The following is a 24,952-nucleotide window of genomic DNA, read 5'->3' on the forward strand; positions in this document are numbered from 1 at the left end:
TCAGTCGCCCGCAAGGACGGTGAAGCCCTGTTCCGCGAAGATCGCGCGCGCGATGTCCCCTTGCAGATAATCGAGGAAGGCGGCGGCGTCGGGATTGGCGCTATCGGCCGTCAGTGCGGCCGGGTAGATGATCGGATCATGGCTGTCTTCGGGAAAAGTGCCGACCACGCGCACGCCGGGTTCCGCCGTCGCGTCCGTCCGGTAGACGATGCCGAACGGAGCTTCGCCGAGCGTAACGAACTGGAGCGCGGCGCGAACGTTTTCGGCCTGCGCGACCTTGCCGGCCACATCGTCCCACACTCCGAGCGATTCCAGCGCCGCCTTGCCGTAGCGGCCGGCGGGCACGGCGTCGACATTTGCCATCGCGAGCCGCCCGTCGCCGAGCGCAGCAGCGAGGTCGAAACCGGGCCCGATTGACAGATCCACGGTGGAATCCGCCGGCGCGACGAGGACGATGCGGTTGCCGAGAAATCGCCGCTCGCTCGCCGCGTCGACCAGGTCGCGTTCGGCGAGATAGGCCATCCAGTCGAGATCGGCAGGGATGAAAAGATCAGCCGGCGCACCTTCCTCGATCTGCCTGGCGAGCGCGGAACTGCCGGCGTAGGAAATGGTCGCCGCGTTGCCGCTTTCCTGCGACCACGCGGCGCCGATGTCGTCGAGCGCGGTCTTCAGGCTTGCGGCTGCGAAGACTGTCACCGGCTCCTGCCCGCGCGCGGGAAACGCAAGCAGGGACAGGCCGATCGTGACGGCAGCAAGGAACCGGCGCATCTGAAATCCTTCGCAATGGCGACAATTTCAGATGAACATGACGATTTCCGATGCGCAAGGCCGGATCGGGTGCGGTTTTTCATCCACGATGCGACTGACGCGATCAGCGGCCCGGCAGAACCTCGATCTCGGAGCGGCGCGCCTTCACGGCCGGCAAACCGAGCACGAATTCGGCAAGATCGCGGGGCAGCGACAGGTTCACCTGCTCGTCGATATCGCCCCTGGAATCGGCGAGATCGGCGATCATGCCGCCGGCGACCGTATTGTTGGTCTGCGGGCTGATCAGGATGAAGGCGCCGGTGTCGCGGCAGTCGGCGAAGCGGTCGAAGAGCGCGTCTTCCGAAAACCGCAGCCGGACGCGGCCGATGGCGTTGACCGGCAGCGCCGAAGACTTCACCCAGCGGCCCACGCCGAGGTCGTAGGTCTCGTCGATGGATACACGCACGCGCTTCATGCGGCCGGCGGCCTTGAGCCACAGCCGCGCGCCGTCCTTCAGGCCGTCCGTCTGCAACGTGACGACCGTGGCGGTGAAATCGCGGCCGGTCAGCGGCGTCGCATCGGCCGCCGTGAGCACGTCGCCGCGCGCGGCGTCGACCTTGCGGTTGAAGACCAGCGTGACGGCAGCGCCAGCCTCGGCGACCTTCACGTCGCCGTCGAAAGTGACGATGCGGGCAACGCAGACCGCCTGCCCAGAAGGCGCCACGACGACTTTATCGCCGATGGCGACCGAACCGGCCGCGACCGTGCCCTGATAGCCGCGAAAGCTTTCGCCGGGGCGCGAGACGCGCTGGATCGGCATCCGGAAGGAAAGATCGGACGCCTTCGCGGTCGGTGCAATTTCCAGCGCCTCGATCAGCGTCGGGCCGGAATACCAGCCGATGTTCTCGCGGGCCGGCGTGACGATGTTCTCGCCCTTGAGCGCGGAGAGCGGGATGGCGGTGATCGCCATGTCGCCGAGCTTGGCGGCATAGGCGCGGAATTCGAGCTCGATGTCGTCGAAGACGGCGCGGTCATAGCCGACGAGGTCGATCTTGTTGACAGCCAGCACCACCTGCCGGATGCCCATCAGATGGACGATTGCGGCGTGGCGGCGCGTCTGTTCGAGAAGGCCGGCGCGCGCGTCGACCAGAAGCACGGCGAGATCGGCCGTCGAGGCGCCGGTCGCCATATTGCGCGTATATTGTTCGTGGCCGGGCGTGTCGGCGACGATGAAGGCGCGCTTCCGGGTCTGGAAATAGCGGTAGGCGACGTCGATGGTGATGCCCTGCTCCTGCTCGGCTTTCAGTCCGTCGAGCAGCAGGCCGAAATCCGGCAGCGACAGGTCGTTCTGCTTCGAACCTTTGGCGATCAATGCGGCGCGGTGATCCTCGGCGACGGATTTCGTGTCCCAGAGCAGCCGGCCGATCAGGGTCGACTTGCCGTCGTCGACGCTGCCGCAGACGAGGAAGCGCAGCCGGCGGCCGGATTCGGCCTCAAGGGAGACGGGATCGGCGTCGCGCTCGAATTCGGCGTCGAGCGGCAGGATTTCGGCGTCGAGGCTCATGGTCAGAAATATCCTTCGAGCTTCTTCTTTTCCATCGAACCCGCCTCGTCGCGGTCGATGGCGCGGCCCTGGCGCTCGGAAACGGTCGCGGTGTTGATCTCGTCGATGATGTCGTCGATGGTTTCGGCTTCGGAAAAGATGCCGCCGGAAAGCGCGAAGCAGCCGAGCGTGCGGAAGCGAATCGAGCCTTCCTGGCGCATCTCGCCGGGCCACAGCTCCAGCCGTTCGTCCTCGGCGAGGATGATCATGCCGTCGCGCAGCACGAAGGGTCGGCGCCTGGCGAAATAGAGATCGACGATCGGGATGTCCTCGGCCTTGATGTAGTGCCAGACGTCGAGCTCGGTCCAGTTGGAGAGCGGGAAGACGCGCACGCTCTCGCCGCGCGCGATGCGGCCATTGTAGAGGTTCCACAATTCCGGCCGCTGGTTGCGCGCGTCCCAGCGATGGTCCGGCGAGCGGAAGGAGAAGATGCGTTCCTTGGAGCGCGAGGCGTCCTCGTCGCGCCGCGCGCCGCCGAAGGCCGCGTCGTAGCGGCCGGCATCGAGCGCCTGGCGCAGCGCCTCGGTCTTCATCACGTCGGTGAAATAGGAAGAGCCGTGCTTGAGCGGGCTCAGACCTTCGGCCGCGCCGCGTGGATTGGTGTGAACGTGAAGGTCGAGATCGAGGTCGCGCGCCGTCTGGTCGCGGAAGGCGATCATCTGCGAGAACTTCCAGCCGGTGTCGACATGGAGAAGCGGAAAGGGGATCGGCTCGGGCCAGAACGCCTTGCGCGCGACATGCAGCAGGACGGAGGAATCCTTGCCGACCGAATAAAGCATGACCGGCCGCTCGAATTCGGCCGCGACCTCGCGGAAAATGTGGATGGCTTCGTTCTCGAGGGCTTTCAGATGCGGCGAAAGACGGCTGGATCGGCTGTTGTCGTCGGTCGTCTGGAGGCGGGCTGCTGCTGCGGTCATGTTGCGGGCACTTGCACTTTCGAGGAGGAGATCGGGGTGATCGGCGAGGCGGCGTCCCTGACGTGGAGCCCGCATTCGCGGGTCTGGTCCTGCTCCCACCACCAGCGGCCGGCACGCTCGGGTTCGCCCGGCTTGATCGCGCGGGTGCAGGGCTCGCAGCCGATCGACGGATAGCCGCGCGCATGAAGCGGATTGAGCGGCACGTCATGGCGCTCCGCATAGGCTTTGATCGCGTCGAGCGTCAGATCGGCGAGCGGATTGACCTTAAGGAGGCCGCGCTGGGCATCCCATTCGGCGAGCGGCGTTTCCGCGCGCGCGCCGGACTGGCCGCGCCGGACGCCAGTGATCCAGAACGCGGCACGGTCGAGCGCCAGCGCCAGCGGGCGCAGCTTGCGGATGTCGCAGCAGGCATGGCGCGCCTCGACGCTGTCGTAAAAGCCGTTGAGGCCGTATCGCGCACCATAAGCTTCGACGTCGATCGGCGCCGGACGATAGCGTTCGACGGCAAGGGCAAAGCGCCGCTCGGTCTCGTCGATCAGCGCGCGCGTCTCGTCGAACAGCCGGCCGGTATCGAGGGTGACGATCTCGATCGCGCCGGCCGTTCCCGAACGGGCGATGGCCGCCGTGATGACCTGGTCCTCGATGCCGAGCGAAGTCGTGAAGACCTTGCGGCCGGCAAAACGCGCGACGCGCTGGAGGCGCGCTTCCAGATCGAGGGAAGCGAGTCCGGCGGCCAGTTCATCGGCGGAGGCGGGCAAGTTCGTCATGACCGCAAGGATGCGGGATGGTGCCGCGCCGCGACAGGAAACGGGCTCTCATTTTGCCGTGGATGCGAGCAAATTCGAACCCGATTTGCCGAAATGGCGAAAATCGTGGACTTAGGCCCGCAAAAAGACCGACTGGAACGTCGCGACGGGCGCCTTGCGATCGGCCAGGGCGTAGATCTCGTCGATCAGGCCGCGCGCAGCGCCGGAATCGAAATCGGCGAGACCCAAAAGCTCGATGGCCTTGACCGTGAGTTCTTCGCGGTCGAGCGGATTTTCCGGATCGCCCTTGCAGGCCGCCCGGCGTTCTTCCAGCCAGATGTCGCCAACCCGCGCCTTGACGCTTGCGCCCCAGGCCCTCGGATAGGCGGCCTCGATCGCCGGATCGACACCGAGCGACGTGATCGCGCGCAGGTCGCGGGCAGCGGCGCGGTGGTCGCCATCGAAGGACGATGTCGTGACGGCGCCGGCGCGGATCGCCTCGGCGACGCAGTGCTGGAGCGAGAATTTGGCGCCGTAAGGCTCGGTCGGGTCCGGCCGGTCGCATACGTCGAGCGCGGCGCGATAGGTTTCGACACGGATTTCGTCGGGCGTCGCGCCGTCGAGGCGCGAATTGAGCCCCAGCGCCGCGTCGATGGCCGGATGCGTATGGCGACAGCAGGGCCACGGCTTGATCGAGGTCTGCACGAGTTCCCACGGGCCGTCCGCATCGGCCAGCACGGCATGGGGTAAAGGGTCTGGGCAAAGAGCCGCGAAGAAGCCCTTCTCGCCTTCCAGGATCGTGTCGGCGCCGGTGAAGCCTTCGCGCGCCAGAAGCGCCGCGATGACGCCGGATTCGGCCGCGCGCGCGGTATGCAGATGCTTGCTCATCGCCCCGGCCGACAGGAACTCCCAGACGCCGCCCGACTGCGTGCCGGCATTGCCGAGCGCCCAGACGGCCTGATCCTCGGAAAGGTCGAGAAGATGCGCGGCCGCCATCGCCGCGCCGAACGTGCCGCAGGTCGCGGTGTTGTGCCAGACGCGGTAGTGCGCCTTGCCGACCGCATTGCCGACGCGGCAGCAGGCCTCGTAGCCGTGAAGCACCGAAATCAGGAAATCCCTGCCGCTCGCCTGCAGCGTCTCCGCCAGTGCGGCGGCGGCGGGCACGACGACGGTGCCCGGATGGGTGACGGACGTACGATGAAGGTCGTCGAGTTCGAGGATGTGCGCCAGGCCGCCGAAATAGAAGGCGCGCCGGCCGGAATCGGGCGTCGACCACGAGGACAGCGTCGCGATCGCCTTGGCAGGCGCGGTGTCGCGCGCGGCGAGGGCGCAGGCGAGCGTGTCCACGACGAAGCCGGCGGCGCGTTCGAGGTCGGCGTCGGCGACGGGCTTGGTGCGTATCAGCCGGACGAGATCGCGGGTCAGCGTCATGGGTCAGAATTCCGTGGTCGAGATCATGATGAGGCGATCGTCTTCGTCGCGGGCTTCCAGCGCAAGACCCGTCTCGCCCGCCACTTCGGCAAGACGGACTTCGGTGCCGCAGAAGACCGGCGACATCGCCCGGAACGAGAAGGCGGACGGACGGCTGCCGGCGATCTTCCGCGCGCGCTCGAAAAGCAGCATGGCGACCAGCGGGCCGTGGACGATCAATCCCGGATAATGCTCGACGCCGGTCACATAGGGCCGGTCATAGTGGATACGGTGTCCGTTATAGGTGAGCGCGGAAAAGCGGAAGAGCGTCACCTCGTCGGGGGCTACGGTTTCCTCGGAGAGGACCGGTTTGTCCGCGCGCGAGACGGGCGGCTTGGCAGCCGCCGGATCCTCCGCCTCGCGATAGACGATGTCATGTTCCTCGGTGGCAACGACATTCCCGCGCTGAGCGATCTCGTGCCGAACCGTGACGAAGGCGAGCGGGCCGGAACGACCCTGCTTTTCGGTGACCGACAGGATGGTCGATCGCTTCTCGGCTTCGGCCCCGAAGGCGAGATCGCCGGGAAAGGCGAAGCGTCCGCCGGCATACATGCGCCGCGGCAGCGCGATCGGCGGGAGAAATCCGCCTTTCGCCGCATGACCGTCGGGGCCCGTTTCATCGCGCGGCGTCGCTTCGAGAAAATAGAACCAGTGCCAGAGCGGCGGCAGCGTCGCATCGGCTTCGGCGAACGCGGCCGACCAGTCGCCGAGCATGGCGCAGGCGCGCCTCGCGGGCGAGCGCACGATGTCGTCGGTGACGCTGCGGGTCCGGCCGACCCAGTCGCTGGTATCCGTCATGATCGCCTTCAGAACGAGCGGGGAAGGCCGAGCACCTTTTCGGCCACGTTGGAGAGGATCAGATTGGTCGAGATCGGCGCGATCTGGTAGAGGCGCGTTTCGCGGAACTTGCGCTCGACATCGTATTCCTCGGCGAAGCCGAAGCCGCCATGAGTCTGAAGGCAGGTGTCGGCAGCGCGCCACGATGCTTCCGAGGCCAGCATCTTCGCCATGTTGGCTTCCGGCCCGCACGGCTCGCCGCGGTCGAACATCTCGGCCGCGTGGCGCACGGCCAGGCGGGCGGCGTGAAGCTCGACATGATTGCGCGCGATCGGAAACTGGATGCCCTGGTTCTGGCCGATCGGCCGACCGAACACCTTGCGCTCCTTGGCGTAGTTCGTCGCCCGCTCGATGAACCAGCGGCCGTCGCCGATGCATTCGGCGGCGATCAGGATGCGCTCGGCGTTCATGCCGTCGAGAATGTAGCGGAAGCCCTTATGCTCCTCGCCGATCAGTGCGTCGGCGGGAATTTCGAGATTGTCGAAGAAAATCTCCGTCGTCGCGTGGTTGATCATGGTCGCGATCGGCGTGATCCGCATCCTGTCCTTCGGCGCCGCCTTCATGTCGACGATGAAGACCGACAGCCCGTCCGTGCGCGAGGGCAGCGAGCCCTTGGGCGCGGTGCGGGCAAGGAGGATCATCAGGTCGGAATGCTCCGCCCGGCTGGTCCAGACCTTCTGGCCGTTGACGACATAGACGTCGCCGCGCTTTTCGGCCGTCGTCGCGATCGACAGCGTGTCGGTGCCCGCGCCCGGCTCGGTGACGCCGAACGCCTGCAAGCGCAATTCGCCGCTGGCGATCTTCGGCAGGTATTTCTGCTTCTGCGCCTCGCTGCCATGCCGCAGGAGCGTGCCCATCGTATACATCTGGGCATGGCACGCGGCGCCGTTCGCACCCGAGGCATGGACTTCGGCGAGGATCGCCGCCGCAGCCCGCAAGGGCAGGCCGCTGCCGCCATATTCCGCCGGAATCAGCGCGGCGAGCAGCCCGGCTTCCGCCATTGCCGTAACGAATTCGGTCGGGTATGCGCGGGCGCGATCCACCTTGCGCCAGTACGCGTCGGGAAAGCGCCGGCACAGCGCGCGCGTCGTCTCGCGAATGGGTTCGAGGTCGTCGTCGGAAATGGGCTGAGCGGAATCCATCGGTCTCACGCAATTGCGGCTCGAGCCTGCAAATTGTGCCCGAACGGGCTCTAAGGCAAAGATAATTTCCTTTTAGCTATGATAGGTTTTCATTATATCGTGCCCGCATGGACATGCGGCATCTGCGCTATTTCATCGCCATCGCCGAGGAAGGTTCGCTGTCAAAGGCGGCCGAACGGCTCAACGTCGCGCAGCCGGCGCTGAGCCAGCATATGCGCAACATCGAGGAGGACCTGAAGGTCACGCTCCTCTTCCGCTCCTCGCGCGGCGTGCAGTTGACGGAGGCCGGCAAGCGGCTTCTCGAACATGGCCGGCTGGTGGTCGAATCCTTCGAGCAATTGTTCGACATCGTCGGCGGGACCGAGGTCGAACTGTCCGGCGAGGTCCGCTTCGGCCTGCCGGGAACGGTGAGCCAGGTGCTCTCCGCGCGGCTGATCGACGAGGCTTCCCGGCGCTATCCGAAAATCAGGTTGAGAATTGCCGAGGCGATGAGCGGCTTCATCTTCGACTGGCTGCGCGAGGGCAAGGTCGACATCGCCGTGCTCTACCGCGCCCGCGAGACGCGCGGACTGGCGCTGACGCCGGTGCTTTCGGAGGAACTGCGCCTGTTCGCAGCGCCGGGCATGGGCGTCGGCGCGGCGCAGCCGGGCGTCGACGCCGTGCGCTATGCGGACGCCATCGACCTGCCGCTGATCGTGCCGAGCCCCGGCCACGGCCTGCGCGACCTGCTCGACGAAATGGCGCTCAGTCATTGCGAAACGCCGCTCAACGCCCGCACGGAAATCGATTCCTATGCGCCGATCAAGACGCTGGTCGAACAGGGGCTCGGCTATTCGATCCTGCCGGCGATGGCGATCAAGGCCGAGACGGAGGCCGGTCGGCTCGTATCCTGGCGTATCGGCGAACCCGATCTGCGCCGCCAGCTTCTGGTCGCGACGCCGGCCGACAGGCCGATGAGCAGCGCCACCAAGGCGATCGAGAACCTGACCATGGAGATGTTGTCGCGGCTCGTCGGCGAAGGCATCTGGGACGCAAGGCTCCTGCACGCGGCGAGGGACGCGCCCCGCTCATGACGCCTTGCGGCCGCGTTTCGGACTGAACTCGTCGCGAAGCTTCTCCGTATGGCTGCCGAGCGGCGGAACGGGGCCGGGCGCACGCACCTCGCCATCGAAGCTCGCCGCGCGCGAGAACATGCGGATGGCGCCGCCGGGAACGTCCAGATCGACGAAGCGCGCCTGGGGATGATCCTCGATATCGGCGACTTCCGACACCTTGCCATAGGCGATCGACGCCGCCTGCAAGCGTTCGACGACCTCGTAACCGGTCAGCCGGCCCAGCGCGTCCTGCACCGCGGCGTCGGTATCCGCCCGGCGCGCCACGCGGTCGTTGTTCGTCGCGAAGGACGCGTCGGCCGCCAGATCCGGCCGGGCAAGGACGTCGATGCAGAGTTTTTGCCATTCGACGTCGTTCTGGATCGAGATCAGGAAGGATTCTCCGTCGGCCGCGTCGAAGATTCCGTAGGGCGCGATGGACGGGTGGGCGAGGCCGAGCCGCTTCGGGGCCGAATTGCCGTAGCGATGCGCGATCCAGGGCACGTTCATCCAGTCCATCAGCGAATGAAAGAGCGACACCTCGATATGGGCGCCCTCGCCCGTCCGCTCGCGCGAAATCAGCGCTTCGAGAATGGCTTCGTAGGCGTGCATACCGGTGGCGATGTCGCAGACCGAGACGCCGACCCGGGCCGGACCGTGCTCGGTGCCGGTGATGGAGGAAAGGCCGCTTTCGGCCTGGACGAGGAGATCGTAGGCCTTGCGCGTCGCCATCGGACCGTCAGCGCCATAGCCGGAGATCGAGCAGGTGATGAGGCGCGGATTGGCGGCGCGCAGCACATCATGGCCGAGCCCCAGCCGGGCGGCGGCGCCGGGGGCGAGGTTCTGGATGAAGATGTCGGCGCCCGCGAGCATTTCGCGCACCATGGCGAGATCGTCTTCGGCGCGCAGATCGACGACGCAGCTTTCCTTGCCGCCGTTCAGCCAGACGAAATAGGATGACGAGCCTTCGGCGAAGCGGTCATATTTGCGCGCGAAATCGCCCTCGGCGCGCTCCAGCTTGATGACGCGTGCCCCCGCCTCCGCCAGACGCTCCGAGGCATAGGGGGCTGCGACCGCCTGTTCGAGCGCGACGACGAGAAGACCGTCGAGTGGCCTCATCCGATTGTACCTCCATTTGTTCGTGCGGATCGTGGTCGCCAAAGCCGGCCTGCGCCAATACTTATGCGCTATCTGACCTATAACATTCTGTTTTGGCGGCAGACGGCGGATCGCGAAACGAAACCGTTGTCGGACATTCGGACTTAGCCTAGCCTTCACGCGAAAGAGCCGGAAGGGAGGAACGGATGGCCTATCCGCAGACGCGCCATGAGGTGCATTACGGCAACCGCATGGTGCGGGCTTTCGTCGAGCGGCCGCCGACCATCGACGCCATGTTCCGCGCGGCAGTCGCGCAGGCGCCGCAGCGCGACGCGCTCGTGATGGACGGGGAACGCTTGAGCTATGCGGCACTTGATGCGCGGGTCGAGGCCATCGCAGCCCGCCTCATCGCGCGCGGATTGACGAAAGGCGAGCGGCTCGCCCTGCTTCTGGACAACGGCTTCGCTTTTCTCGAATGCGTGCTGGCCGCGGCGCGCGCGGGATTGATCGTGGTGCGATGAACACGCGCCAGCGGCGGCCGGAGATCGAATTCGTCCTCAACCAGTGCCGTGCCGCGGCGCTGGTCCATGGCGCCGAGCACGCCGCCAACCTGCCGACGGAGGATGCGGTGCCGGATCTGCGGGCGCGCTTCGTCGTCGGGGAGGGGCCAGGGATCGCCTACGAGGAACTGGCAAGGCCGGCCGAACCCGCTTCGTTCCCGCAGGTGGCCGAAGACGACGTCTTCTGCCTTCTCTACACATCGGGGACGACCGGACGGCCCAAGGGCGCGAAGCTGACACATTTTTCGACCATCCACTCGACGATCAACTACGTCTCCGCGCTGGCGCTGACGCCAACCGATGTCGGGCTGCTGGCCGTGCCGGCCTCGCATGTCACCGGCCTTGTGGCGGTTCTTTTGACCATGATCCGCGCTAGCGGCACGACCGTGATGCTGCCCGCCTTCAAGGCGCGGCATTTTCTCAAAGTGGCGGCGCGTGAGAGGGCGACCTTCACGATCATGGTGCCGGCCATCTACAATCTGTGCCTGCTCGATCCCGACTTTGGCCGTTTCGACCTGTCGAACTGGCGCATCGCCGGTTTCGGCGGCGCCCCGATGCCGCAGGCGACGATCGACCGCCTTGCTGTGACGGCGCCTTCGCTCAATCTCGTCAACTGCTACGGTTCGACGGAGACCACATCGCCGGCGACGATCCTGCCGGTCGGCGACATCGCCACGCATCCGAAATCGGTCGGACGGCCGGTCGCGGGCTGCGACATCCTCATTCTCGACGAGCATGGCCGCGAAGTCGCGCCGGGCGAAAGCGGCGAACTGATGATCGCCGGCGCGATGGTCGTGCCCGGCTACTGGGAGAATCCGCAAGCCGACGCCGCCGGTTTCATCGACGGCTACTGGGTCTCCGGCGATGTCGGGTCGGTGGATGCCGAAGGCTACGTCCACGTCTTCGACCGCAAGAAGGACATGATCAACCGGGCCGGCTTCAAGGTCTACTGCATCGAGGTCGAAAGCGTCCTGTCGCGCCATCCGGCGATCATCGAAAGCGCGGTCGTCGGCCGCCCCGATCCGGTTCTCGGCGAAAAGGTCCACGCCTTCATCGTCGCGCAGCCCGAGGGAGCGGATGCACAGGCGATCCGCGCCTACTGCGCCGAGCGCCTGTCCGACTACAAGGTGCCGGACGCGATCACCTTCCTCGATGCCCCCCTGCCGCGCAACCCGAACGGCAAGATTCTGAAAACTGCGCTGCGCCAGATGCTGCCGGCGGACGATGTCGCTGCGGCGCGTTGACAAGTCGCGAGGCCGGGTGTCAATGTTGGAATGTCGGACATTCCGATAATGCCTTTGGGAGGAGGCGACGACGCTTGCAGGCCGGGAAGATGACCGTCCGGGACGGTATCGGAGCGCATCCGGGCTTGGTCACATGAAGATGGGGCGCATCGCCCCGCGATCTGTCATCCAGGGAGGAACCATGACGAAACTCGCGAAATGGGCGGTGCTTGCCTCCGCCACGCTTTTGTCCAGTGCCGCGCTCGCCCAGACCAACCTCATGATCTCGGCCTCGCTGCCGCAGGTTCATTTCTGGGTCGGCCAGCACATGGACCCCTTCGCCGACGCCATCGAGGCCGAGACCAATGGCGAGATCGCCTTCACGCGCTTTTATGCAGGCGAACTGACCTCGGTCGGCCGCGAGCTCGACGCGCTGCAGGGCGGCACGGTCGCCGTCGCGGCGCCGCTGCTCGCGCCCTATCACGAGGGCACGTTTCCGCTCTCCGACGTGACACAGCTTCCCACCATCGGCACCAATTCGGAACTGATGACCCGCGCCTTCCTGAAACTGATGGACGACGGCACCGAACTGGCCGACGGCAAGACCTTCTACCAATACGAGATCGAGCCAAAGGAAATCCGCGCCTGGCCGGTGGCGACGACTGCGGCCTATGCGATTTCCTTTGCCGGCGAAAATCCAGATTCGGTTTCCGGGCTGAGCGGCAAGCCGATGCGTGCCGGATCGGCGCTGCACACCATCTTCCTCAACGAACTGGGCGTCACGCCGGTCACGATGCCCTCTTCCGCATCCTACGAAGCGTTGTCGCGCGGCACGGTCGAGGGCACGATCCTGTCGATCGGCGACTGGCGCTCCTATTCGCTTCAGGACGTCCTGACCCACACGATCACCGGCGTCGCCGTCGGCCACTGGGGCAGCTATCTGGCGATCAACAATGCGACCTGGGAGATGCTGACGCCCGAGCAGCAGGAGACCTGGGACCGCGTCGCGCGTGAGATCGCCATGCAGAACGCCGCCGGCATCGACGCGCAGGACATCGAGGTGCAGGAAGAGGCTGAAGGCGCAGGCTCGGTATTCACGCCGATAACCGAGATGTCGCAGGAAATGCAGGACCACATCGCCACGGCTTCGACCAACACCTGGCAGACCTGGGTGGAGCAGACGGAAGCCGCCGGCCACCCGGGCCGCGCGACCGCCAAGCGCTGGGCAGAACTCGTCGTCGAGGAAGGCGGAGAACTGCCGGAAGGCGTCGCCGAATTCCTCGAACTTTGAACGGGTGTGGGCGGCGCTCCGGCGCCGCCTCCTTCTTTCGACCAAGGGATGATGCCAAGTGTCGCACAGCCTCGCCTTGTGGTTCGTCGCCTTCTGGTTCGCAGTCTTCCTCCTTCTCGGGCAGAACGTCGCCACGGTGCTGTTCGGCGCCGGCCTCCTTGGCATGTATCTGTGGGTCGGTCCGCAGCTCTTCCAGGGAATTCTGGGGCAGGACATCTTCTTCACCGCCTCGTCCTATTCGCTGTCGATCATTCCGCTCTATCTCCTGATGGCGCAGCTTCTGATGCGTGGCGGACTGATCGTCGATCTTTTCCGCGTTGGCCATCGTCTTTCGGGCTATCGCCGCTTTCCGCTCGGGGTCGCGACGCTGGTGACGGGCGGCATGTTGGGAGCGGTGTCGGGTTCGGGCTCGGCCAGCGCGGCAGCGCTGGCGACCCTCGCCGGCCCTGAGCTCGAGCGCGTCGGCTATACGCGCCGCTTCGCGATCGGCCTTGCAGCCGTCGCCGGTTCGCTGTCGGCCGTCATTCCGCCAAGCCTGATCGTCATCATCTACGGATCGATCACCACAGTGCCGATCGGCCAGCTCTTCATCGGATTGCTGGGGCCGGGTATCCTGTGTCTTGCGGTCTATGTCATCTGCATCCGCATCTTCGGCGAAGTCACGCCGGGCGCGATCGAGGGCGTTGCGCCGACCGGCGCGGAACATGTGGGCGGATCGAGCTTCGCTGCGAGCGCTTTTCTTGTCTTCCTGATGCTGGTCGTCTTCGGTGGCATATATGGCGGCGTCATCACGGTCGGCGAAGCTGGCGCCATCGGCGCCTTCACGGCGCTCGTCGGGCTGACATTCATGCGGCGCATCGGTATCGGCGACCTTGCCCATGCGCTCGCCGATTCGGTCAAGATCACCGCCATGCTGATGATGCTGGTCATCGGCGCGCAGATCTTCGCCCGCTTCCTGTCGATCTCGCGCGTGCCGCGCGAACTTCTCGCTTTGGCCGAGCCGCTCCTGTCGAGTCCCGGCCTGATCGCCGGCCTGCTCTTGCTGCTGTTGTTCCTTGCCGGGATGATTCTTGAATCGGCGGCGGTCATCCTGCTGATCGTGCCGATCGTCCTGCCCATCCTGCAAGCCGCCGGCATCGACCTGCTCTGGTTCGGCGTGATGGCGAGTTTCATGATCGCGCTCGGTCTCCTGACGCCGCCCGTCGGCCTGTCTGCCTATGCGGCATCGGCCGCCGCGCGCTATCCGGTGGCGCAGGTATTCCGGCCGGCAACGCAGTTCGCCATTGTCGCGGCCATCATCGTGGGCGGAGCGATGATCTTCATGCCCGGTCTCGTGACCTGGCTCCCGAGCCATATCCGCTAGGAGCCTTCGATGAATTTCTATCGCGGTCTTGGAAAGTTCGAATGGGGCATGGCCTCAATCGGTGCGGGTCTATGCCTGTTCGTGATGATGATGATCACCGTGATCAGCGTCTTCGGCCGCTATGTGCTCCAGACCGACCTCGTGCCGGGCGCCTACAACATCATCGAGCGGGTGGTCTTCCCGCTGCTGATCTTCTGGGCGTTGCCGCTAGCCCATCGCGAGGGCGTGTTCCCCAGGCTCGAAATCGTCGCGGACACCTTGCCCTTCGCCGCCCGCAAGCTTCTTGCGCTCGTCGTCGTCACGGTCGAACTCGCGATCTTCCTTCTCCTGACCTGGTATGTCGCGAAATTTGCCTGGGCAGGCTATTTGAGCGCGCGCACCATGCAGATCGGCTCGAGTTACTATCCCCTCTGGCCGCTCCTCATGATGGTGCCGCTCGCCTTCGGACTGATGATCATCGAGATGATCGCGATGCTTCTGCGCGACGGCAGGGCACTGGCCCGCGGGCGCGAGGACGAAGCGCCGAACGAGCAAGCCCCTACGGCGTGACGCCCGGCTCGATGCGCTGGTCGATGCTGAGACCAGCGAGCTCCCAACCGCGTTTCAAATCCGCGACATGCTTGCGCATCCACAATTCGGCATGGGCGCCATCGCGCCTCTCGATGCCGGCGACGACCTCGCGATGGGCCTCGACCAGCCGGCGTGCCGCCTGCGGCAGCTGCATCTGGAACGTCTCGAAGGCGGGATAGAGCAGGAGCCCGACCGGCTCGCGCGACAGGAGAAGCACCTTGTTGGCGGCTGCCGCCGAAACCAGCGAGTGGAATTCGAGGTCCAGCTTGCCGGGCGAAATGCCGCGTTCGACGACGGCGGAAGTGGCGTCGAGATTGGCCTTGAGGGCTGCGATCTGCGCATCGCTCGCCGCGCTTGCCGCAAGCTGTGCGGCCAGCGGCTCGAGCACCATCGCGACCTCCCACAATTCCTCGAACGTCACCTCGTGCATGACGAGTGCGCGGGTCGTGCGGGGGGCGAGATCGGCCGAATGCGGCACCGTGACGAGAAGCCGCTTGCGTCCCTCGCGTCGCACGAGCCCCTCACTTTCGAGCTGGCGGATGCCCTCGCGCACCGTCGAACGGTTGACGCCGAACTTCGCCGCGAGCTCGATTTCGCTCGGCAGGGGCTCACCGGGCTTCAGCGCGCCCGAAAGAATGTGCTTTTGCAGTTCCGTCGATACGGCCTGGTAGGCCGGCGGCACTTTCAGTTTCTCGATTTCCAAAGCGTCCCGCTCCGCACTCGATCCGGATTCGATCTAGCATGAATCCGCGTGCGGCAGGCAAGTTTTTGTCCGACAATCGGTCAGTTTGGTGAGGAGGGCGGCCGTATCGGGCCGCCCTGCCGAAATCTATCGAATGGCCGTCGGGTTGATGATGGCCTGGACACCGCCCGTCATCTTCGAATGGCCGAGAACGAACATGAATTCGGACACGCCGTCAGCGACGAGTTCCTCGGTGTTCATGTTTTCCAGGATGTAGATGCCGTTCTTCGCGATCAATTCCTGATGGACCTCGAAGACGCCGGTGCCCTCCTCGAATGGAATGACCTCGAGCCCCCATGTATCGGCGCCGACCGCGATCACGTTCTTTTCGACGAGCCAGCGCGCGCCGTCGAGGCCGAGGCCGGGTTCGGAGGTGATGTAGCGCTCATTGTCGTTGCCGACGAGCGACAGCCAGCCGGTATAGAACAGCACCACGTCGCCTTCGCGGATCTCGACGCCCTGCTTTTCGGCCTGCGCCTGGATCTCGGCGCTGTTGAAGGCGGTGCCTTCGGCCAGCACCTCCTCGCCGAAATGGTCGGTCATGTCGAGAACGACGCCGCGCGTGACGATGTTCGGCACCTTCTCGATGCCCAGTTTCGTCAGGCCATCGGCCTGCACGAAGAGGCTGTTCTTGTGGCAATTGTAGTAGACGTTGTTGATGCCGATATGGCCGAGGCCGTCGATCTGCGAGCCGGTGCCGACATAGCCCATATAGATGTCGTCATTGTAGTTGGTATTGGTCGGCCCAAGCCCGGTGCCGCCCGTCTGGCCGGGCTGGTTGATGACCAGCGCCCAGGAGCGCGGACCGAAGGCGGGTGTGTCCTTGTTGACTTCGACGCCGAGCGAATAGACCTTGCCTTCGGTGACGAGTTCGGCGGCGGCCAATGCGAGTTCGGGCGACAGCAGATTGGCCGCGCCGATCTCGTCCTCCGGCCCCCATTTCGACTTGCACCATTCCGGCGCATCGGCAGCATTGGCCGGCCATTCCTCCGTATCGGCGTCCTGCGCAAGCGCGCCGGTCGAAATCAGCGCCGCGGATGCGAGCGCCAGAAGGGGCAGGCGGTATGAATGCGAAAACATGTTCGTCCTCCCTGACGAGATCATGGCGGGGAGGCGGTCGCCGGCCCCGCAAGGCTAGTCGATTGGCATTTTCGTCTTCGTTCCTGTCTGTGCCTGCCCTCCTTGCTTCTCGTCAGATCGTGCGTCCGCCATCCACTTCGAGGATGACGCCGGTGATGAATTCCGCCTCGTCCGATGCGAGATAGAGACACGCATTGGCGATGTCCTTCGGCTGCGACATGCGCCCGAGCGGAATGGTGGAGATGAATTTCGCCCGGTTTTCCGGCGTGTCCTCGACACCCATGAAGGCGGAGAGGAGACCGGTCGCTCCCATCACCGGGGCGACGCAATTGACCCGGATCTTGTCAGGTGCGAGTTCGACGGCCATCGAGCGCGACAGGAGGTTCACCGCGCCCTTCGTCGAATTGTACCAGGTCAGGCCCGGACGCGGCCGGATGCCGGCGGTGGACCCGATATTGATGACGACACCGCCGCCCTGCGCGCGCATGACCGGAACCGTCGCGGCCGTCATGTGATAGAGCGACTTGACGTTGATCGCGTAGACCTTGTCGAATTCGTCTTCCGTGACTTCCATGATCGGCTTGTTGCGGTGGGTCCAGCCGGCATTGTTGACGACGATGTCGAGCCGACCGCCCTGCGTGGCGGCTTCCACGGCACGCTTGATGTCGGCCGCCTTCGTCACGTCGCCGCCGACGGCGACCGCGCCATTGCCGCAGGCTTCGGCCTGCGCCTTCGCCCCGGCTTCGTTCAGATCCATGATGGTGACGCGGGCGCCCTCGCGCGCGAACGTCGCCGCGATCTCCGCCCCGAAGCCGGAGGCTCCGCCGGTTACCAGTGCCGTCTTTCCCTGCAAACGCATAATCAGTTCTTTCCTTCAAAATCGATGGTGGAGCGGCACGTCGCCGCCCGAAATGATGGCATCTAGTCGTGCTTGACGACGATGGTCTTGACCACGGATAGGTCCTTCAGCGCCTCGAAGCCCTTCTCACGGCCATGGCCGGACTTCTTCATGCCGCCGAACGGAAGCTCGATGCCGCCGCCCGCGCCATAGGCGTTGACATAGACCTGGCCGGCGCGGACCTTGCGGGCGACGCGGGTCGCGCGATTGGCGTTCTGGGTCCATACGCCTGCGACGAGGCCGTAGTCGGTGCCGTTGGCAAGCGCCACGCTATCCGCCTCGTCCTCGAACGGGATGACCGAGAGCACCGGCCCGAACACCTCGTCGAGCGCCAGCGCATTGTCGCGCGGCACCCGGCCGAACATCTTCGGCGCGACGTAGTAGCCGCCTTCGGGAACGCCATCGGCGATGCTGCCCTCTGCGATCACCTCGATGCCGTCATTGCCGGCATTGCCGCAAAAGCGCTCGACGCGGCGCTTCTGGCCGGGATTGATGACCGGACCGAGATCGAGGTCCATGTCGGGCGTGCCTGCGGTGAGCCTGGCAAAGCGCTCGGCGACCGCGCCGACGATGCGGTCATAGCCGGACTTCTCGACCAGCAGACGCGAGCCCGCCGAGCAGGTCTGGCCGGCATTCTGGACGATGGCGTTGACGAGCGAAGGCAGCGCCGCGTCGAGATCGACATCGGCGAAGACGATCTGAGGCGACTTGCCGCCCAGTTCCAGCGTGCAGCCGATATGGTTCTTCGCCGCCGCGATCTGTACCATTGTGCCGACTTCCGGGCTGCCGGTGAAGGACAGGAAATCGAAGCCGCGATGGGCGGTTAGCGCCGCGCCGGCCTCCTCGCCCAGCCCCGGCACGATGTTGATCGCGCCTTCCGGGAAGCCGACTTCGGCGGCGAGTTCGGCCAGGCGCAGCGGCGTCAGGCAGGCGTCTTCCGCCGGTTTCATCACGGTCGCATTGCCGACCGCGAGCGCCGGGCCGAGCGTGCGACCGAACATCTGCGCGGGATAGTTCCAGGGGATGATCTGCCCGGTGACGCCGTGCGGCACGCGCTCGGTCAGCGCCAGATAGCCATTGAGGAACGGAATCGTGTCGCCATGCACCTTGTCGGCGGCGCCGCCATAGAACTCGAAATAGCGGGCGCAGGCGACGATGTCGGCGCGGGCCTGCTTCAGCGGCTTGCCGCAGTCGAGCGCCTCGAGCGCGGTGAGTTCATCGGCATGGTCCTCGATGGCGCGCGACAGCTTCAGCAGAAGCCGCCCGCGCTCGACGGCGGTGAGCCGCCCCCATGCGCCGTCCTCGAAGGCACGGCGGGCGGCCTTGTAGGCGCGGTCGACATCGGCGGCGCTTGCCGCCGCGATGCGCGCGACGACGGCGCCGGTCGCCGGCGCATGGACGTCGATCGTCCGGCCGGTTTCGTTGGCGTGCCACTTGTTGTCGACGAAGATGCCCTTGGCTTCAATGATCTGGCCGGCGGCGGGTCTGGACTGGATGTTCATCAGTGAACGGCCTCCACGAGTTCGGACTGCTGGATCTCGCCGCGCTCGATCGTGACGATCCGCTCGGCGAAACTCTTGAGCAGGCCCGGATTGGATTCGGTGATGATCAGGGACAGGGATCTGTCCTGATCGCGCAAGGCCCGCAGGGCCTCCGCATAGCGACTGGCGAGAACCGGGGCTAGGCCCTGAAAGGGCTCGTCCAGTAGCACAAGCTTGGTGCCGAGCATCAGCGCACGGCCGAGCGCCACCATCTTGCCCTGTCCGCCCGAAACCGAGCCGGCCGGGCGGGGCCCCATCTCCTTCAACTCCGGCAGGATCGAATAGACGCGGTCGAGCCTGCGTTTCGTCTCGTCCGGCGACAGATTGGCGACGCGGGCGGGCAGGCGGATGTTCTCCTCCACCGTGAAGGCGGAGAAGAGGCGGCGATCCTCCGGCGCATAGCCGATGCCGAGCGCGGGGCGCTCATGCGGGGCGATCTTGTCGATCGCCCGACCGTCCAGCACGATCGCGCCGGTCGAGGGCACGAGACCCATCGTCGCGCGCAGCGTCGTCGTCTTGCCGGCGCCGTTGCGGCCGACGAACGCGACCGTCTCGCCATGGTCCACGGAAAGATTGACGCCGCGCAGGATCGGCGTCGAGGCGATCGAGACGTGAAGGTTCTTCAGGTCCAGCATGATCAGCTCCCGATCACGGTGCGGATGACTTCGGGATCGGTCAGCACTTCATCCGGCGGGCCTTCCTTCTGGATGCGTCCCGCACTCCAGACCGCCACGCGATTGGCGTAGCGCGAAACCATTTCCATGTCGTGCTCGACGAAGACGGAGGTGACTTTCTGCGCCCGCAAAGCACCGATCAGCGTGTCCATGATGGCGAATTTCTCCGACGAGGCGACGCCGGAGGTCGGCTCGTCCATCAGGAGAACGGCAGGCTTCAAGGCCAGGGCCAGCGCGATGTCGACGAGCTTGCGCTTGCCTTCGGGAAGCTCGGAGGCAACGCGATCCTTCACGTCCGAACAGCCGACCTGCTCAAGGATTGCCTCGGCGTCGCCGCGCTGGGAAATGTCGGCAAGGCGCGTGAACATGCCGAGCCGGCCCGCGCGCGAGGCGGAGGCGAGCAGCATGTTCTCCAGCACCGTCTGCTCGGCGAAGAGCTGCGGAATCTGGAAGGCGCGGGCGATGCCGAGCCGTGTGATCGCGCGCGGCGAGGAGCCGAGCAGTTCCCTGCCCTTGAAGGTGACGCGACCGGCCTGCGGCTTCAGGTAGCCGGTGCAGATGTTGAGAAAGGTGGTCTTGCCGGCGCCGTTCGGGCCGATGATGGCGAGATTGTCGCCCTCGAAGACGTCGAGCGCGACGCCGTCGGCCGCCACCACGCCGCCGAAGCGGATCTCGATGTCGCGCGCGGACAGGAGCGCATTCATCGCACCGCCTCCCTGGCCTGCCCGAGCGGGCTCGGCTTCTCCCTCGTCCTTCGGCCCCGCCAGCGATTGCCGACATTGACCAGCGAACCGACGATTCCGGCCGGCGCGAAGAGGATGATGCCGAGCAGCATCAGGCCGAGCGTGAGCTGCCACGTATCGCCGAGATAGGCGGCGGCGGTGACGCGGATGAACTCGAACGAGAACGAGCCGGCCAGCGCGCCGAGCACCTGTCCGGCCCCGCCGAGGATGGCGACGAAGACGAATTCGCCCGAGCGCGTCCAGTAGGCGTAGTCGGGCGTGGCGATGCCCTGGAAGACGCCGACCAGAGCGCCGCCGACGCCGGCAAGCGCGGCCGAGACGACATAGACGACGAGCAGCGTGCGGCGCGGCGAGATGCCGAGATACTCGACCCGCGTCTCGTTGCTCTTGATCGCCTTCATGGCATGACCGACCGGACTGTCCATCAGCCGCCAGGCGCCGAAGATGGCGAGCGCGAGCAGGGCGAGGGAAACGTAGTAGATGCCGAATTCGTAGTTCGCCCGCGACATCTCCTGACCGAACAGCGTGGGCCGCGCGATTCGCAGGCCGTCCGATCCGCCGGTGATGTGAATGAATTTCTCCAGAAGCGAGAACAGCACCATCGAGAAGGCGAGGTTGAGCATGGCGAAGAAGATGTAGCGGTAGCGGACCACGAAGATGCCGACGAAGAGCCCGGCGAGGACTGAAATGGCGAGTGCGGCGAGAAGCAGCAGCACGAGTTCGCCGCCGCCGCCCATCCAGCGGCCGACGAAGCCGGCCGTATAGGCGCCGATGGCGAAGAACATCGCGTGGCCGAACGAGACCTGGCCTGCCTGAAGGAGCAGGATGATGCCGATCACCGGCAGCGCCTTGGCGAAGACGATGGTCAGGAACGCGTCCCATTGCGGGAAGACCAGCGGATTGAGCGCGGCCAGAAGGACGATCGCAGGGAAGATCACCCGCATCAGCATCAGATCTTCCTCGCGGTCGACTTGCCAAACAGGCCTTCGGGGCGGATCAGGAGCACCAGCACCATGATGAGATAGGGCATCACGACCTCAAGCTCGGGCGCGAAGAAGACGGCCGTGGAGCGACCGAGCCCGATCATGAGAGCGGCGACGGCCGCACCCTCGATCTGACCGAGGCCGGCCGTTGCCGCGACGGCGAAGGAAAGCACGATCATCTCCGCGCCCATGCCCGGCAGAACCGACGTGGTTGGCGAGGCGAGCGCGCCGCCGAGCGAGGCGAGCGTGACGCCGATGACGAAGGTGAGGAAGAAGACGCGCCGCGCATTGATGCCGATCGCCGTCGCCGCCTCCCGATCTTCCGTCACCGCGACGATGACCGAACCGGCGAGCGTGTAGCGCAGGAACCAGCGCAGGCCGATCAGAACCGCGAGCGCCACAATCGGCAGGAACAGCGTCTGGTAGGCGGTGTAGGTGATTCCGGCGACATTGACGTTGCCGAGCTGGCGCAGCGGATCGGAATAGAAATAGGGCTGCACGCCCCAGACGAGGCGCTGCACGTTCTCCAGCATCATGAAGACGGCGAAGGTGACGAGAAGCTGGAGCGTTTCCTCATAGCCGTAGATGCGCTGAAGCAAGAACCGCTCCATCAGGCCACCGACCGTGATGCCGACCACGGCCGCCGCGACGATGAACATCGGGAAGGCGAGCCAGGGCGACAGGCCCATGCCGGCCATGGCGATGCCCAGGCTGGCGGCCGCGTAGGCGCCGAGCGCGTAGAACGAGCCATGCGCCACGTTGAGGATGCGCATGACGCCGAAGACGAGCGTCATGCCGACCGCGACGAGAAAGACCAGCGCCCCATAGGCGATGCCGTCGAGCGCGGCGAGAACGAGAATCTGAAAGGACATGAGCCGTTCGAGGCCTTTGCGCAATTGAACGGGATCGATGCGGCCGCCGCGCCTTCGCAGAACCGGAAGCGAAGGCGCGGCGGATGGGGAGGATCATTCCTCGTGCTTGTATTCGCTGGCCTCCGTTTCGATGAAGGACGCGTCGAGCGTGCCGATCCATTCGAGCGAGTTCTGGCCCGGAGGCGCCATGATGCCTTCCGCGTCGAAGATCATCATGTCGTCGATGATCGGGAAGTCATAGCCTTCGACGGTGCGCGAGACGCCCATCAACTGCGCTTCGAGCGCCTGGTTGTCCTCGCGAATGGTCAGCGGACGGCCATAGCCCTTGAATTCGAGCCCTTCCATCGCCGCGATGACCTGCGCGCGATCCGGGAAATCACCGCCATTCGCCTCGGCCGCCTTGTCATAGGCAGCCTGCAACGCGGCGAATGCCTGCGCCATGTGGAACACCGAATAGATCGGATAGGCGCCGGTGCGCTCCCTGAACTTCTCGACGAAGGCCTTCATGTCCTCGTCGTCCTTGGTTTCGGGATGCAGGAAGTAGTGATCGCCGCGCGCCCCGACGATCACGCCGTCCGGCAGAACGCCGCCGAGGCGCTGGATCGACGATTCGGCCAGCGGCAGAACGAAGGTCGAGTTGTTGAAGAGGCCGCGCTGGCTGGCCTGCTGAACGAAAGTGTCGAGATCGCCGCCCCAGGACGTCGACAGGATGACGTCGGGCTGGGTAGCGAGAAGACGCGAGATCTCGGCCGAGAAATCCGGTGCTCCGAGGCGCGGGAAGAGTTCGGCCACCACCTCGACCTCGGGTTTCAGCTTCTTCAGCGCCGCCGAGAACAGTTCCCAGCTATCGCGCCCCCAGGCATAGTCCTGGTTGACGACCGCGATGGTCTCGAAATCGGGCTTGGTCTTCAGGAGATAGAGAAGCGCCGCCATCATTTCCGGCGTCGCATTGGCCTGCGTTCGGAAATTGTAGGTCGATTCCATCTCCTCGAAGATGCGCTGCGTGCCGCAATCCCAAAGGATGTTCAGCACTTCGAGGTCTTCCATCAGCGGCGTCAGATTGATGCAGTTTCCCGACGAGATGGAAGCCATCATCACGTCGACGTTCTCGTCCTGGACGAGACGGCGCACCTCGGTCGTCAGCGCCTCCGCGCCCGCGCCTTCGTCGACGAAGAAAAGCTGCACCTGCACGCCCTGAATGCCGCCGGCTGCGTTGAGATCCTCGGCGATCATCTGCGCCGCAGCCTGGGCGGGAACGCCGAAGACCGACGCGGCGCCCGACGTGAACGTCGTGATGCCGATCTTGATATTTTCCTGTGCCAGCGCGGGCTGCGCGACGGCGAGCGCGAACGCGGTCGCCAGCGACGCTAAGATGGGTTTGCCTTTCACGAAATTCCTCCCTTTTTATCGACGCCGAAAAGCGCCATTCTTCCGGTAAGAATGGTCCCCGGTTTGAAACGGGAAGGCAAAGACAGATTTGCTTGAAGGGCTATAACGCGTTCTTATGGCGAACGCTGCGCGAACCCCATGCGCGGCTTATGGCTTCGATATCACTTTGCCACTCGGACCTGTCCGTCATCAAATGGCGGCCGCGTCGCTAATTGGGTCGGCAGTATATTTTAGCCGGCTATAGAGCGTGCGATGATTATCTTCTGGATGTCCGACGTGCCTTCGTAAATTTGACAGACGCGTGCGTCGCGATAGATGCGCTCAAGCGGGAAATCGGCCATGTAGCCATAACCGCCGAACGTCTGCAGCGCTCCCGAAATGACGCGCTCGGCCGCCTCGGAAGCAAACAGCTTGGCGATTGCTGCCTCGGTGAGGCACGGCTCGCCCGCATCCTTCATCCGCGCCGCGTTCAGCACGAGCTGGCGGCCGGCCTCGATCTGCGTGCGCATCTCCGCAAGGCGGAAGGCGACGGCCTGGTGCTCCATGAGCGTCTTGCCGAAGGAACGGCGCTCCTGGGCGTAGGCGACCGCGTGATCGAAGGCGGCCTGCGCCATGCCGACCGACTGTGCGGCGATACCGATGCGTCCCGTCTCAAGGCTCGAAAGGGCGATGCGGTAGCCCTGGCCTTCCGCGCCGATCCGGTTTTCCTCCGGGATTTCCAGGCTTTCAAACAGAAGCGAGCAGGTGTCGGAACAGCGCTGGCCGAGTTTTTCCTCGACTTTTGCGACGACATAGCCGGGCGCATCCGTGGGCGTCAGAAAGGCGGTGATGCCGCCTTTCGGTCCGGCGCCATCCATCCGGGCGAAGAGGATCGTCCAGCCCCCGATCTTGCCCGAAGTGATGAATTCCTTGGCGCCGTCGATGACGTAGCGATTGCCCTCTTTGCGGGCGCGGGACTTGAGCGAGCCAGCATCCGAGCCGGCCTCGGCCTCGGTGAGCGCAAAGGCGCCGATGAACGCGCCCGCCGCCGCAGGACGCAGCACGCGCTCTTTCTGGTCCGCATTGCCATAGCGCTGGAGAATCGCGTTGAACGGCGCATTGTGAACGCTCATGACCGTCGAGACGGCGCCATCGCCGGCGGCGATCTCCATCAATGCAAGGGCGTAGGAAACATAATCCGCGCCGACGCCGCCATCCGCCTCGGGCACCGTCATGCCCATGAAACCGAGATCGGCCAAGCCCTTGATGACCTCCGGCTCGATGGTCTTTTCACGATCGCGACGGGAAGCGCCCGGTGCAAGCACGTCGCGCGCAAAGGCGCGGGCCGTGTCGCGGATCATCGTCTGTTCGTCGGTGAAGATCATCGGTTGGC

24 protein-coding genes are annotated in these 24,952 nt (G+C 65.4%); 6 read left to right on the plus strand and 18 right to left on the minus strand.

Translation table 11 applies throughout. The annotated features are described in order from the left end of the window. The 7 genes from modA to PZ895_RS13160 all read right to left on the minus strand — a co-directional run bounded on the left by modA (window position 1) and on the right by PZ895_RS13160 (window position 7,462). The gene (gene modA / locus PZ895_RS13130) at window positions 1-768 is read right to left on the minus strand and encodes a molybdate ABC transporter substrate-binding protein (RefSeq protein ID WP_275839439.1); all 768 of its coding nucleotides are present in this window, start codon (window positions 766-768) and stop codon (window positions 1-3) included. Window positions 769-871: 103 nt separating this feature from the next. After that, window positions 872-2,311, minus strand: a complete 1,440-nt coding sequence (locus tag PZ895_RS13135) for a GTP-binding protein (RefSeq protein WP_275839440.1) — start codon at window positions 2,309-2,311, stop codon at window positions 872-874. 2 nt (window positions 2,312-2,313) lie between these two features. Further along, window positions 2,314-3,267 (minus strand): sulfate adenylyltransferase subunit CysD, encoded by a 954-nt coding sequence (gene cysD / locus PZ895_RS13140; RefSeq protein ID WP_275839441.1) that lies wholly within the window; start codon window positions 3,265-3,267, stop codon window positions 2,314-2,316. Continuing rightward, complete coding sequence (locus PZ895_RS13145; protein WP_275839442.1) at window positions 3,264-4,034, minus strand: phosphoadenylyl-sulfate reductase; 771 nt, start codon at window positions 4,032-4,034, stop codon at window positions 3,264-3,266. The genes cysD and PZ895_RS13145 overlap by 4 nt, the downstream gene beginning before the upstream one ends. Before the next feature lie 111 nt (window positions 4,035-4,145). Beyond that, window positions 4,146-5,444, minus strand: a complete 1,299-nt coding sequence (locus tag PZ895_RS13150) for an MmgE/PrpD family protein (protein WP_275839443.1) — start codon at window positions 5,442-5,444, stop codon at window positions 4,146-4,148. A 3-nt stretch (window positions 5,445-5,447) separates the two neighbouring features. After that, window positions 5,448-6,281: a MaoC family dehydratase N-terminal domain-containing protein gene (locus tag PZ895_RS13155; protein WP_275839444.1), complete on the minus strand. Its 834-nt coding sequence runs from the start codon at window positions 6,279-6,281 to the stop codon at window positions 5,448-5,450. An 8-nt stretch (window positions 6,282-6,289) separates the two neighbouring features. Beyond that, on the minus strand, window positions 6,290-7,462 hold the full coding sequence (locus PZ895_RS13160; RefSeq protein WP_275839445.1) for an acyl-CoA dehydrogenase family protein: 1,173 nt from the start codon (window positions 7,460-7,462) through the stop codon (window positions 6,290-6,292). A 107-nt stretch (window positions 7,463-7,569) separates the two neighbouring features. Here PZ895_RS13160 and PZ895_RS13165 point away from each other — a divergent pair, with 107 nt between their 5' ends. Next, entirely contained in the window at window positions 7,570-8,535 is a 966-nt protein-coding gene (locus PZ895_RS13165) for a LysR substrate-binding domain-containing protein (RefSeq protein ID WP_275839446.1), read from the plus strand. Here the strand turns inward: PZ895_RS13165 and PZ895_RS13170 are convergent. Then, on the minus strand, window positions 8,530-9,672 hold the full coding sequence (locus PZ895_RS13170; RefSeq protein ID WP_275839447.1) for a CaiB/BaiF CoA-transferase family protein: 1,143 nt from the start codon (window positions 9,670-9,672) through the stop codon (window positions 8,530-8,532). The genes PZ895_RS13165 and PZ895_RS13170 overlap by 6 nt on opposite strands. A gap of 185 nt (window positions 9,673-9,857) precedes the next feature. Here PZ895_RS13170 and PZ895_RS19370 point away from each other — a divergent pair, with 185 nt between their 5' ends. The 5 genes from PZ895_RS19370 (at window position 9,858) to PZ895_RS13190 (ending at window position 14,637) form a co-directional block, all read left to right on the plus strand. Then, entirely contained in the window at window positions 9,858-10,172 is a 315-nt protein-coding gene (locus tag PZ895_RS19370) for an AMP-binding protein (protein WP_345803528.1), read from the plus strand. Continuing rightward, the gene (locus PZ895_RS13175) at window positions 10,169-11,455 is read left to right on the plus strand and encodes a fatty acid--CoA ligase family protein (protein ID WP_345803529.1); all 1,287 of its coding nucleotides are present in this window, start codon (window positions 10,169-10,171) and stop codon (window positions 11,453-11,455) included. Before PZ895_RS19370 ends, PZ895_RS13175 begins: the two co-directional genes overlap by 4 nt. A gap of 181 nt (window positions 11,456-11,636) precedes the next feature. Further along, window positions 11,637-12,725 carry a hypothetical protein gene (locus tag PZ895_RS13180; RefSeq protein WP_275839448.1) on the plus strand — a complete coding sequence of 363 codons (1,089 nt, stop codon included), beginning with the start codon at window positions 11,637-11,639 and terminating at the stop codon, window positions 12,723-12,725. 58 nt (window positions 12,726-12,783) lie between these two features. Next, on the plus strand, window positions 12,784-14,088 hold the full coding sequence (locus PZ895_RS13185) for a TRAP transporter large permease subunit (RefSeq protein ID WP_275839449.1): 1,305 nt from the start codon (window positions 12,784-12,786) through the stop codon (window positions 14,086-14,088). A 9-nt stretch (window positions 14,089-14,097) separates the two neighbouring features. After that, the gene (locus tag PZ895_RS13190) at window positions 14,098-14,637 is read left to right on the plus strand and encodes a TRAP transporter small permease (RefSeq protein WP_275839450.1); all 540 of its coding nucleotides are present in this window, start codon (window positions 14,098-14,100) and stop codon (window positions 14,635-14,637) included. On the opposite strand, the gene PZ895_RS13195 is transcribed toward PZ895_RS13190, so the two are convergent. The 10 genes from PZ895_RS13195 to PZ895_RS13240 all read right to left on the minus strand — a co-directional run bounded on the left by PZ895_RS13195 (window position 14,627) and on the right by PZ895_RS13240 (window position 24,944). Continuing rightward, window positions 14,627-15,361 (minus strand): GntR family transcriptional regulator, encoded by a 735-nt coding sequence (locus PZ895_RS13195; protein WP_275839451.1) that lies wholly within the window; start codon window positions 15,359-15,361, stop codon window positions 14,627-14,629. The two genes, PZ895_RS13190 and PZ895_RS13195, sit on opposite strands and share 11 nt — an antisense overlap. A gap of 126 nt (window positions 15,362-15,487) precedes the next feature. Beyond that, complete coding sequence (locus tag PZ895_RS13200) at window positions 15,488-16,480, minus strand: cyclase family protein (RefSeq protein ID WP_275839452.1); 993 nt, start codon at window positions 16,478-16,480, stop codon at window positions 15,488-15,490. A gap of 112 nt (window positions 16,481-16,592) precedes the next feature. Further along, window positions 16,593-17,339 carry a glucose 1-dehydrogenase gene (locus PZ895_RS13205; protein ID WP_275839453.1) on the minus strand — a complete coding sequence of 249 codons (747 nt, stop codon included), beginning with the start codon at window positions 17,337-17,339 and terminating at the stop codon, window positions 16,593-16,595. Window positions 17,340-17,401: 62 nt separating this feature from the next. After that, window positions 17,402-18,880 carry an aldehyde dehydrogenase family protein gene (locus PZ895_RS13210; protein WP_275839454.1) on the minus strand — a complete coding sequence of 493 codons (1,479 nt, stop codon included), beginning with the start codon at window positions 18,878-18,880 and terminating at the stop codon, window positions 17,402-17,404. Beyond that, window positions 18,880-19,554: an ATP-binding cassette domain-containing protein gene (locus tag PZ895_RS13215; protein WP_275839455.1), complete on the minus strand. Its 675-nt coding sequence runs from the start codon at window positions 19,552-19,554 to the stop codon at window positions 18,880-18,882. The genes PZ895_RS13210 and PZ895_RS13215 overlap by 1 nt, the downstream gene beginning before the upstream one ends. Window positions 19,555-19,556: 2 nt before the next feature. Continuing rightward, window positions 19,557-20,297, minus strand: a complete 741-nt coding sequence (locus PZ895_RS13220) for an ABC transporter ATP-binding protein (protein WP_275839456.1) — start codon at window positions 20,295-20,297, stop codon at window positions 19,557-19,559. After that, window positions 20,294-21,286: a branched-chain amino acid ABC transporter permease gene (locus PZ895_RS13225; RefSeq protein ID WP_275839457.1), complete on the minus strand. Its 993-nt coding sequence runs from the start codon at window positions 21,284-21,286 to the stop codon at window positions 20,294-20,296. Before PZ895_RS13225 ends, PZ895_RS13220 begins: the two co-directional genes overlap by 4 nt. After that, window positions 21,286-22,191: a branched-chain amino acid ABC transporter permease gene (locus PZ895_RS13230; protein WP_275839458.1), complete on the minus strand. Its 906-nt coding sequence runs from the start codon at window positions 22,189-22,191 to the stop codon at window positions 21,286-21,288. The genes PZ895_RS13225 and PZ895_RS13230 overlap by 1 nt, the downstream gene beginning before the upstream one ends. A 93-nt stretch (window positions 22,192-22,284) precedes the next feature. Further along, window positions 22,285-23,580, minus strand: coding sequence for an ABC transporter substrate-binding protein (locus tag PZ895_RS13235; RefSeq protein ID WP_275839459.1), 1,296 nt, complete (start codon window positions 23,578-23,580; stop codon window positions 22,285-22,287). 230 nt (window positions 23,581-23,810) lie between these two features. After that, window positions 23,811-24,944 carry an acyl-CoA dehydrogenase family protein gene (locus PZ895_RS13240; RefSeq protein ID WP_275839460.1) on the minus strand — a complete coding sequence of 378 codons (1,134 nt, stop codon included), beginning with the start codon at window positions 24,942-24,944 and terminating at the stop codon, window positions 23,811-23,813. Window positions 24,945-24,952 lie beyond the last annotated feature (8 nt).

Source organism: Mesorhizobium sp. YIM 152430 (assembly GCF_029210365.1).
Classification (GTDB): domain Bacteria; phylum Pseudomonadota; class Alphaproteobacteria; order Rhizobiales; family Rhizobiaceae; genus Aliihoeflea.